General features: G+C 55.4%; 7 protein-coding genes. 5 read left to right on the forward strand and 2 right to left on the reverse strand.

Annotation, left to right across the window (positions count from 1 at the left end; genetic code table 11):
- Positions 1-19: 19 nt before the first annotated feature.
- Together napA and ABYK60_RS08775 are read right to left on the reverse strand one after the other, a co-directional pair.
- On the reverse strand, positions 20-2503 hold the full coding sequence (gene napA, locus ABYK60_RS08770; protein WP_372871614.1) for a nitrate reductase catalytic subunit NapA: 2484 nt from the start codon (positions 2501-2503) through the stop codon (positions 20-22).
- Positions 2500-2769: a chaperone NapD gene (locus ABYK60_RS08775; RefSeq protein WP_372871615.1), complete on the reverse strand. Its 270-nt coding sequence runs from the start codon at positions 2767-2769 to the stop codon at positions 2500-2502. Before ABYK60_RS08775 ends, napA begins: the two co-directional genes overlap by 4 nt.
- An 861-nt stretch (positions 2770-3630) precedes the next feature.
- On the opposite strand from ABYK60_RS08775, the gene ABYK60_RS08780 reads away from it, so the two are divergent.
- The 5 genes from ABYK60_RS08780 to ABYK60_RS08800 all read left to right on the forward strand — a co-directional run.
- Positions 3631-4998 (forward strand): Na(+)-translocating NADH-quinone reductase subunit A, encoded by a 1368-nt coding sequence (locus ABYK60_RS08780; RefSeq protein ID WP_372871616.1) that lies wholly within the window; start codon positions 3631-3633, stop codon positions 4996-4998.
- Entirely contained in the window at positions 4998-6212 is a 1215-nt protein-coding gene (locus tag ABYK60_RS08785; protein WP_372871617.1) for an NADH:ubiquinone reductase (Na(+)-transporting) subunit B, read from the forward strand. The genes ABYK60_RS08780 and ABYK60_RS08785 overlap by 1 nt, the downstream gene beginning before the upstream one ends.
- Positions 6202-6966, forward strand: a complete 765-nt coding sequence (locus tag ABYK60_RS08790) for a Na(+)-translocating NADH-quinone reductase subunit C (protein WP_240590938.1) — start codon at positions 6202-6204, stop codon at positions 6964-6966. The genes ABYK60_RS08785 and ABYK60_RS08790 overlap by 11 nt, the downstream gene beginning before the upstream one ends.
- 1 nt (position 6967) lies before the next feature.
- The gene (locus ABYK60_RS08795; RefSeq protein ID WP_011761085.1) at positions 6968-7594 is read left to right on the forward strand and encodes an NADH:ubiquinone reductase (Na(+)-transporting) subunit D; all 627 of its coding nucleotides are present in this window, start codon (positions 6968-6970) and stop codon (positions 7592-7594) included.
- Positions 7595-7604: 10 nt separating this feature from the next.
- The coding region (locus ABYK60_RS08800; RefSeq protein WP_372871618.1) for an NADH:ubiquinone reductase (Na(+)-transporting) subunit E at positions 7605-8032 on the forward strand (428 nt) is incomplete at its 3' end.

Here is an 8032-nt window from a genome sequence, read left to right on the forward strand (position 1 = left end):
TTGGCGTACTCCGGCCCTGTCAGGCCTTCATCACTTTCACCGGACACTTCTTGAAGTCTGTCTCTTTTGACAGAGGATCAGTGGCGTCCAGCAGCAGCTTGTTTACCAGCTGACGGGCGTCGAAGAAGGGCATAAACACCACGCCACGGGGTGGCTTGTTGCGGCCCTTGGTTTCGACACGTGTCTTCACTTCACCCCTTGGAGAGGCCACTATTACCTCGTCGCCACGGTTCAGGCCACGGGCCTTGGCGTCTTCAGGGTGCATGAAAATCTGCGCGTCAGGGTAAGCGCGGTACAGCTCAGGTACCCGGGCGGTCATTGAGGCGGTGTGCCAGTGTTCCAGTACCCGGCCTGTGCTCATCCACAGATCGTATTCATCGTTCGGCTCTTCGGCGGCGGGCTCGTAAGGCAGGGCGAAAATCACCGCCTTGCCATCGGGCTTACCGTAGAACTTAAAGCCTTCACCAGCCTTCACATAGGGGTCGGAACCTTCAACGAAGCGGCGCAGGGTTTCTTTGCCATCAACTACAGGCCAGCGCAGACCCCGGTTGGTGTGATAGGTATCAAACGGCGCCAGATCGTGGGCCTTGCCGCGACCGAAGGCAGCATATTCTTCGAAAATACCCTTCTGCACATAGAAGCCGAAGTGCTCGGACTCATCGTTCAGCTCGCCCTTGCAGTCGGAGCTTGGGAACTTGTCGATAACGCCGTTGGCAAACAGCACCTGATACAGGCTCTTACCGGCGTATTCGGGCTTCTTGGCCAGTAGCTCGGTGGGCCAGACTTCATCCACGGTGAAACGCTTGGCAAACTCCATCAGCTGCCACAAATCAGACTTGGCGCCTTCAGGGGCCTTCACCTGCTGATGCCACATATGGGTGCGGCGCTCGGCGTTACCGTAGGCACCTTCTTTTTCCACCCACATGGCGGTTGGCAGAATAAGGTCGGCGGCCATGGCGGTCACTGTTGGATAAGGGTCTGATACCACGATGAAGTTTTCGGGGTTACGGAAGCCCGGATAGATTTCATCGTTGATGTTGGGGCCGGCCTGCATATTGTTGGTACACATGGTCCAGTAACAGTTCAGCTTGCCGTCTTTGAGCATCCGGCTTTGCAGCACGGCGTGGAAGCCGGGCTTGGGCGGAATGGTGCCTTCAGGCAGCTGCCAGAGTTTTTCGGTAATGGCGCGGTGCTTGTCATTGGCCACCACCATGTCGGCGGGCAGACGGTGGGCAAAGGTACCCACTTCACGGGCGGTACCACAGGCCGATGGCTGACCGGTCAGCGAGAAGGGGCTGTTGCCCGGGGTGGCGATTTTGCCGGTCAGCAGGTGAATGTTGTAGATCATGTTGTTGGTCCACACACCACGCACGTGCTGGTTCACACCCATGGTCCACAGGCTCATCACCTTCACGCTTGGGTCGGCATAGGCCTTGGCCAGCTCAACCAGACGCTCTGGTGCTACGCCGCTCATTTCGCTGGCGTATTCCAGGGTATAGGTGCTGACAAACTTGGCGTATTCGTCGAAGGAAATCGGGGTAGACTTGCCGTTACCCGGATTCTTGGCCTTCATCTCCAGCGGATGGTCAGGACGCAGGCCATAACCAATGTCGGTCACACCCAAAGCGAAGTTGGTGTGCTTGCTGACGAAGTCCTTGTTTACCGCCTTGTTCTGGATGATGTAGTTGGCGATAAAGTTCAGGATAATCATGTCCGTTTGTGGACGGAATACCATGGGATTATCGGCCAGATCGAAGGAGCGGTTCTCGAAGGTTGAAAGCACATGCACCTTGCCGTTGGGATTGCTCAGGCGACGGTCAGACAGGCGTGCCCACAGAATCGGGTGCATCTCGGCCATGTTGGCGCCCCAGAGCACAAAGTGGTCGGCGGCTTCGAGGTCGTCATAGCAGCCCATAGGCTCATCGATACCGAAGGTTCGCATAAAGGCGCCTACGGCAGAGGCCATGCAGTGGCGGGCGTTGGGGTCGATGTTATTGGTGAGGAAACCGGCCTTGTGCAGTTTGGCGGCGGCATAGCCTTCCCAGATGGTCCACTGGCCTGAGCCGAACATGCCTACAGAGGTTGGACCCTTGGCCTTGAGGCTGGCTTTCCACTTGTCGGCCATGGTGTCCAGCGCCACATCCCAGCTCACCGGGGTGAATTCGCCGTTCTTGTCGTACTTGCCGTCTTTCATGCGCAAAAGCGGCGTGTCCAGACGGTCTTTGCCGTACATGATTTTCGACAGGAAATAGCCCTTGATACAGTTCAGGCCCTTGTTAACCGGGCTTTCGGGGTCGCCCTTGGTGGCAACCACTTTGCCGCCCCGGGTGCCGACCAGCACTGAACAGCCCACGCCGCAGAAACGGCAGGGGGCCTTGTCCCATTTGATGTTGTCTTTCTGCTCAGCGGCTTCAACCACTTTTACTGGCAGTGTGACACCCACTGCCGTGGCCGCAGCCACGGCGGCATTGGCTTTAAGAAACTCGCGACGGCTTATGCTCATGGTGTTTCCTCACTCACTTGTTGTTCTTGCTCTGATTGGTGATAGATCAGACTGCTGGATAGCACCCCGTTAAGGGCGTTGATGGTCTCGACATTGTCGAGAATGGCTCGCTGGGTTGACCCTTCCAGGGTGACGACCAACTTGCCTTCGGGACTGGTGGCATGAACCTCGGCGCCGGGAAGGGCGGCAATGGCATCATGGATGGCATTGGCCATGCTGGGGGCTGCATGCACCACCAGACTGGTGACGTGATATTCCTTTGTCATGACATTTTGCTCACTTGAACCGGGGTCAATATGACTGGCTGGTGGGCCAATCAGAATAGTTTCGAGTCTAGACCTTGTTATCTTTGTGGGTATACCTCATAGGGGGTATCGGAATGGTTTGTAGATCGAGATCATGTTTTTGACCGTGATCTGCTTCTCAGTTTGAAATTTAACCAAACTGTCGGTGTGTCGCCCTGATTTCAGGTATTTGCCATGCCTCTTAAACTCAGGATTAGTGTCTGAACAGTAAATGAAAGTCATTCCTGCTTTGTTATTGCTTTTTGGGTAGGTGTTGCTGTTTTTGGAAGCTGTTCTTTAGTAACAGCCCAAACTTGTGCTGGCAGGATGCTGTCTTATTTGAGCAGAGGAACTGGTAGCGAAAGAATGGCGATAAGTGGTGTAGCTGGCAAAAGATGCCGTTAAATGAATGGACGCAGACGGAAGGATTGTGAACCTGGCACAAGGAATTGCCGCTCAATGTCTTACAGGTCACGTAACCTTTATTCCGGAATTGAGAGGTTGGTCACCCGGGCTTTTTCGGATTGGCCACCGTTGGCAAGAAATTGTTTTTCACTAAATCCTATGATTTTCAATACAATTATTTAGTGATGCAGATCCCGTTGATTAACCTATCTTAATGTTAAATAAGGTAAATTTAGTAAATTAGGATAATCTGAATTTATGTAATTAAATAACGTAATTGGCAGTTTTTATGCCTTTTTTGCACGTAAACAACGCGATTTAACAGGGTTTTGTTGTTTAATTTCATTTTTTAGCCAATTGTGATGTGGCTGACGGATTTTTATTGCGGCAATGCGTAACATCACCCGCAGTGTATTTTCCGAGAGAGCGACCGCAATCATGGCAGATTATTTCGAAGCGATAATCACAGTGAAAAAGGGCCTGGATGTGCCCATTGCCGGTGCGCCAAGGCAAGAGATTGATCTCGCCGCCAAACCTTCCCAGTTGGCCTTGCTTGGCAAGGAGTATGTAGGGCTTAAGCCTTCCATGCTGGTGGAAGAGGGCGAGCGGGTCATCAAGGGTCAGGCGCTGTTTGAAGACAAGAGCAACCCGGGTGTGCGCTTTACCGCGCCCTGCGCCGGAATTGTTTCTGCTATCCACAGGGGCGAGAAGCGTATGCTGCTGTCGGTGGTCATCGATTGTGATGGCACCGAAGAGGCAATCGACTTCGGCGCCGAGGCAGATCTGGCTGCCCTTTCACGTGAGCAGGTGCAGGACAAACTGCTGCAAAGTGGCCTGTGGACCGCACTTCGCACCCGTCCGTTTTCCCGCGCGCCCAAACCGGGTTCAGTGCCTGCCGGCTTGTTTGTTACCGCAGTGGACACCAATCCTCTGGCCGCCGACCCACGGGTGATAATCAATACCGATACTGAGGCTTTTGCCGCCGGTATGCAGGTACTCACTCACCTGACTGACGGACCGGTATTTTTGTGTCAGGACGGCAATCACGAGCTGCTGCCGGGCGCCGAGCTGCCACAGGTACAGACCCACAGATTCCAGGGCGTGCACCCTGCCGGGTTGGTGGGCACTCACATTCATATGTTGATGCCCGTCAGCATGGAGCGTCAGGCATGGCACATCGGCTATCAGGACGTGATGGCAGTAGGTCGCCTCTTTACCACCGGACAGCTGGATAACCGCCGCATCGTCGCGCTCGCCGGCCCCAATGTGCTTAAGCCAAGGCTGATTGCCACTGTGCTGGGGGCCAAGGTCAGCGATATCGTTAAAGGCGAAATCAAAGATGAGGTGCATTCCAGAGTCGTTTCTGGCTCTGTGCTGTCTGGCCACAGCGCCGAAGGCGCGTTCGACTTCCTCGGCCGCTTCCACCCGCAAATTTCGGTTGTCACTGAAGATGACAGTGAGCACTTCCTGCCCTGGGTACGCCTGGGCCGGGACAAGTTCTCCATTACCCGAACCGTGCTGTCGCGCTTTTTGCCCAAGAAGCTTTACGACATGACCACCCACACCGGCGGTGCCAAGCGCGCCATGATGGCCTTTGGCCAGCTGGATAGGGTGATGCCGCTGGATATTCTGCCCACCTTGCTGGTGCGGGATCTGGTGGTTCGTGACACCGACGAGGCGCAGCTTTTGGGCGCACTGGAGCTGGATGAAGAAGATCTGGCCCTGTGCACCTTCGTCTGCCCCAGTAAGTACGATTTTGGCCAGGAGCTTCGCGCCTGCCTGACGATTATCGAGAGGGAAGGCTAATGAGCAAGCCCATGAAGAAACCCAGTGTCCAGGACGCTTACTACGCTCCCGGACACACGATTAAAGACTATTTCCGTTCGCTGTTTATCGGCCATGGCGCCAGTACCCAGGATACGGTGCACGTACGTGATGCCATTGAAGTGAAGCGCACCATGACCCTGGTGGGTCTGTGTCTGCTGCCTGCTATTTTGTTTGGCATCTACAACACCGGCTTGCAGGCGCAAATTGCGATTCTGGCGGGCAGCGCGCCGCTGGATACCTGGCATCAGAGCTTTTACAACGCCATCTTCGGCGGTTTGACTGAAAGCACCGGCATCTTTGGTCTGATGGCGTACGGCTTTATTTATTACCTGCCGATTTATCTGGCGGCGCTTACCACCACCATCTTCTGGGAAATGGTGTTTGCCCGGGCCAGACGTCAGGAAATGCAGGAAGGCTTCTTTGTTACCGCGCTGCTGTTCAGCCTGTGTTTGCCCGCCAATATCAGCCTGTGGCTGGTGGTGATGGGTATCAGCTTTGGTGTGGTTGTTGCCAAAGAGCTGTTCGGTGGCATGGGTTACAACTTCCTGAATCCGGCACTGGCGGGTCTGGCCTTTATCTATTTTGCCTACCCAAGCGAAGTGACTACCTCGGCGCAGCTGGTAGCGGTAGACGGTTACAGCTCGGCCACTACCCTGGCGCAGGTTGCTGCCAACAAGATGAAGTTTGCCGAATACCCCTGGTACCACGCCTTTAACGACGCCGCCTGGTGGGATGCCTTCTTAGGCTTCGAAGTGGGCGCCATTGGTGAAACCTCGGCGCTGGCGATTTTTGCCGGTGGTCTCTTGCTTATCCTTACCCGTCTCGCCGACTGGCGCATTGTGGTGGGCGTGCTTATTGGCGCCATCGCCACATCCTTGCTGTTCAATGTGTTTGGCGACGGTAAAAATGCCATGGCGGCCATGCCCTGGACCTGGCATCTGGTCACCGGCGGCTTTGCGCTGGGGATGATGTTTATGGCAACCGACCCTGTGACCACCGCCTACACCCGTCCCGGCAAGCTGATGTTCGGCATCCTGGTGGGCGCCATGACCATTCTTATCCGCGTGGCCAACGTTAAGCAGCCCGAGGGCATCATGCTGGCGATTCTGTTCGCCAACCTGTGGGCGCCTGTGTTGGATTCGCTGGTGGCTAGATTCAATATCAAACGGAGGCTGAAGCGCAATGGCCTTTAACAAAGACAGTGTTCTCGGCACCATGACCTTCACGGTCGTCCTGTGCCTGGTTTGCTCCTTTATGATCACCGGCACCGCCGATGTGCTCAAGGAGCGCAAATTGGTGAAAAAGCGCAACGAGCTGATGCAAAACGTGCTGGTGGCGGCCGACATCAAGGATGTCAGTGATGTCAAAGCCACCTTCGAAGCGCGGGTGCGCCCGGTGATGGTGAACCTTGCCAGCGGCGAGATGCATGAGCGTGACAACATCCTCGACTATGACGAGCGTATGGCGGCCATCAACCCGGATACCTCCAGCAAGATTGCCAAAGACACCGCCCGTATCAAGACCCGCGCCAATGAAATCCGCATCTTCAAAGTGCTGGACGACAAGGGCGAGCTGCAGGCGCTGGTGCTGCCGGTGTATGGCAAGGGTTTGTGGTCGATTATCTACGGCTTTGTGGGGATTGAGGCCGACCTCAATACCATCACAGGCGCTGTGTTCTACGAGCACGGTGAAACCCCGGGCATCGGCGACTTTATTAACCACGACGACTGGCTCGCCAAATGGCAGGGCAAGCAAATCTTCAACGCCAAGGGCGATGTGGCCTTCAAGATTGTGAAGGGCGAAGCCAAGGCCGGAGACAAGAGTGCCGTCGATGGTGTAAGTGGTGCCACCCGCACAGGTGCGGGCGTGGCCAAGGCGGTGCAGTTCTGGTTTGGTCCTGAAGGCTTTGATGCCTTTATCGACAAGCTGAAAGCGGCGGGGGTGTGAGATGAGCGCAGTATTATCCAATCGTGAACTCCTGATGCGCCCGGTGTTTGCCAATAACCCGGTGGCCATGCAGGTGCTGGGGGTCTGTTCGGCCCTGGCGGTGAGTAACTCCATGCAAACCGCGCTGGTGATGACACTGGCGGTGACCTTTGTGTTGGTGTGCTCCAACTTCTTTATCTCGCTTATTCGCGCCTTTATCCCCAACAGCGTGCGTATCATCGCCCAGATGACCATTATCGCCTCGCTGGTGATTGTGGTGGATATGGTGCTTCAGGACGTGGCGCCGGACTTATCCAAGCAGCTGTCGGTGTTTGTGAGTCTGATTATCACCAACTGTATCGTGATGGGCCGTGCCGAAGCCTTTGCCATGAAAGAGCCGCCACACCTGTCGGTGATGGATGCCATCGGCAATGCCGCCGGTTACGGCTTTATCCTGCTGAGCGTCGCCTTTGTGCGTGAACTTTTGGGTTCTGGCACCCTGTTTGGTCACAGCATTCTGAAGACCATAGAGCAGGGCGGCTGGTATCTGCCCAATGAGATGTTCAAGCTGCCCCCCAGCGCCTTCTTCCTGATTGGCGTCATCATCTGGGTGGTTAACATAGCCCAGCGCAAGCGCGCCAAGGCCTGAGGATAACGTCATGGAACACTACATTAATCTGTTTATCCAGGCGTCATTTATCGACAACATGGCGCTGTCTTTCTTCCTGGGCATGTGTACCTTCCTCGCGGTTTCGAAGAAGGTGTCGACGTCACTCGGTCTCGGCATTGCCGTGATTGTGGTAATGGTGCTGGCGGTGCCGCTCAATCAGCTGATTTACGTGGCCGTGCTTAAGCCGGGTGCCCTGGCGTGGGCCGGCTTCCCTGAGCTGGATTTGTCCTACCTTCAGCTCATCACCTTTATCGGGGTGATTGCGGCGCTGGTGCAAATCCTCGAAATGGTGCTCGACCGCTTTATGCCGGTGCTGTACCAGACCCTGGGGATCTTCCTGCCACTGTTGACGGTAAACTGCGCCATCTTCGCCGGGGTGATTTTTATGGCCAACCGCGACTACACCCTGACCGAGTC

Source organism: Shewanella sp. (assembly GCF_041630135.1).
In the GTDB taxonomy this organism is placed as follows: domain Bacteria; phylum Pseudomonadota; class Gammaproteobacteria; order Enterobacterales; family Shewanellaceae; genus Shewanella.